Origin of the sequence: Mesorhizobium sp. M7A.F.Ca.US.014.04.1.1, assembly GCF_003998745.1 — a bacterium.
In the GTDB taxonomy this organism is placed as follows: Bacteria; Pseudomonadota; Alphaproteobacteria; order Rhizobiales; family Rhizobiaceae; genus Mesorhizobium; species Mesorhizobium ciceri.
In genome coordinates this window covers 1-1,092 of record NZ_RZRW01001095.1, presented here as the reverse complement: position 1 = coordinate 1,092, position 1,092 = coordinate 1, and the positions used below count along the sequence as shown (strand labels likewise).

Below are 1,092 nucleotides of genomic sequence, written 5' to 3'. Positions count from 1 at the left end.
CTCTATGTCTTCAGCGCCATCCTGCTGCCCTTCGTCGCCGGCATGGTGCTTGCCTATTTCCTCGATCCCGTTGCCGACCGGCTGCAGCGGCTCGGCCTGTCGCGTTTCATGGCGACGGTGGTCATCCTCATCACCTTCCTCATCGTGCTGGTCCTGGCCTTTGTCATCCTCATTCCGGTTCTGGCCACGCAGATGGCCGATTTCGCCGGCAAATTGCCGGAATATCTGACCCGGCTGCAAAGCCTGATCACCTCGTTCGATCCGAAATGGCTGGAGCAGAAGTTCGGCGTCAACGCCAATAGCTTGCGCGACGGGCTGAATTCGCTGCTGACCTCCGGCTTCGGTTTTGTCACCACCGTCTTCACCTCGCTGTGGAGTTCCGGCATGGCGCTGGTTTCTGTGGTCAGCCTGTTCGTGGTGACACCGGTGGTCGCCTTCTACATGCTGCTCGACTGGGACCGCATGGTGGCGGTCATCGACGGCTGGGTGCCACGCGACAACGTCCAGACCGTGCGCGCCATCGCACGGGACATCAACACCGCCACGGCAGGCTTCGTGCGTGGCCAGGGCACGCTGTGCCTGGTGCTGGGCGCCATGTATGCCACCGGGCTGACGCTGACCGGACTGAACTTCGGCATCCTCATCGGCCTGTTCGCCGGGCTGATTTCCTTCATCCCCTATGTCGGCTCGCTGACCGGGCTGGTGCTGGCCGTCGGCGTCGCCTTCGTCCAGTTCTGGCCGGACTGGACGATGATCGTCGCGGTCGCGGTCGTGTTTTTCATCGGCCAGTTCATCGAGGGCAACATCCTGCAGCCGCGGCTGGTCGGCAAGAGCGTCGGCCTGCACCCGGTATGGCTGATGTTTTCGCTGTTTGCCTTCGGCGCGCTGTTCGGCTTCGTCGGCTTGTTGATCGCGGTGCCGGCTTCGGCCGCCGTCGCCGTGCTGGTGCGGTTCGCAATAGCCCGCTATCTCGAATCGCCGCTCTACAAGGGTCGCGGCGCGGCACCTGTGCCGCAGCTTCCGGCCGATCGCGGCGGCGGCCACCGCACGCAACCGCGTCGCTGAAGTGACTGCCCAGCCAACCGACCCGCC

General features: G+C 64.3%; 1 protein-coding gene. It reads left to right on the top strand.

Features of this window, described 5'->3' with window-relative positions:
- A partial coding sequence (locus tag EOA22_RS34750; protein WP_164756227.1) for an AI-2E family transporter occupies positions 1 to 1,065 on the top strand: 1,065 nt, incomplete at its 5' end.
- Positions 1,066 to 1,092: the final 27 nt, after the last annotated feature.